Raw genomic sequence first — 1382 nt, 5'->3', positions numbered from 1 at the left:
TACTTCTCATTCACCATAACCTGCTAAGGTTATAGGGACAAGCCGTACGGGCAATTAGTATCAGTTAGCTTAATGCATTACTGCACTTCCACACCTGACCTATCAACGTCCTGGTCTCGAACGACCCTTCAAAGAGCTCAAGGCTCTGGGAAATCTCATCTTAAGGCAAGTTTCCCGCTTAGATGCTTTCAGCGGTTATCTCTTCCAGACTTAGCTACCCGGCAATGCCACTGGCGTGACAACCGGTACACCAGAGGTCTGTCCACTCCGGTCCTCTCGTACTAGGAGCAGCCCCCTTCAAATTTCCAACGCCCACGGCAGATAGGGACCAAACTGTCTCACGACGTTTTAAACCCAGCTCACGTACCACTTTAAATGGCGAACAGCCATACCCTTGGGACCGGCTACAGCCCCAGGATGTGATGAGCCGACATCGAGGTGCCAAACTCCCCCGTCGATATGAACTCTTGGGAGGAATCAGCCTGTTATCCCCAGAGTACCTTTTATCCGTTGAGCGATGGCCCTTCCATACAGAACCACCGGATCACTATGTCCTACTTTCGTACCTGCTCGACTTGTCAGTCTCGCAGTTAAGCACGCTTATGCCATTGCACTATTAGCACGATGTCCGACCGTACCTAGCGTACCTTCGAACTCCTCCGTTACACTTTAGGAGGAGACCGCCCCAGTCAAACTGCCTACCATGCACTGTCCCCGACCCGGATAACGGGCCAAGGTTAGAACCTCAAATGAACCAGGGTGGTATTTCAAGGATGGCTCCACGAGAACTGGCGTCCCCGCTTCAAAGCCTCCCACCTATCCTACACAGATTGATTCAAAGTCCAATGCAAAGCTACAGTAAAGGTTCATGGGGTCTTTCCGTCTAGCCGCGGGTAGATTGCATCATCACAAACACTTCAACTTCGCTGAGTCTCGGGAGGAGACAGTGTGGCCATCGTTACGCCATTCGTGCAGGTCGGAACTTACCCGACAAGGAATTTCGCTACCTTAGGACCGTTATAGTTACGGCCGCCGTTTACTGGGACTTCAATCAAGAGCTTGCACCCCATCATTTAATCTTCCAGCACCGGGCAGGCGTCACACCCTATACGTCCACTTTCGTGTTTGCAGAGTGCTGTGTTTTTATTAAACAGTCGCAGCCACCAGTTTATTGCAACCCGTTCGCCCTACTGAAGTAAATCAGCCAAGCTACAAGGGCGTACCTTTTCCCGAAGTTACGGTACCAATTTGCCGAGTTCCTTCTCCCGAGTTCTCTCAAGCGCCTTAGAATACTCATCTCGCCCACCTGTGTCGGTTTGCGGTACGGTCTCGTATGACTGAAGCTTAGAGGCTTTTCTTGGAACCACTTCCGATTGCTTCAG

The 1382-nt window shown here is 51.2% G+C and carries 1 rRNA gene; it reads right to left on the bottom strand.

The features are described from left to right. Nucleotides 1-33 precede the first annotated feature (33 nt). Nucleotides 34-1382 (bottom strand): 23S ribosomal RNA (locus GEV02_RS33185); the annotation flags it as partial.

The organism is Rugamonas aquatica, from assembly GCF_009380215.1.
Classification (GTDB): domain Bacteria; phylum Pseudomonadota; class Gammaproteobacteria; order Burkholderiales; family Burkholderiaceae_D; genus Rugamonas; species Rugamonas aquatica_B.
This window is presented reverse-complemented; position numbering and strand designations above follow the sequence as displayed.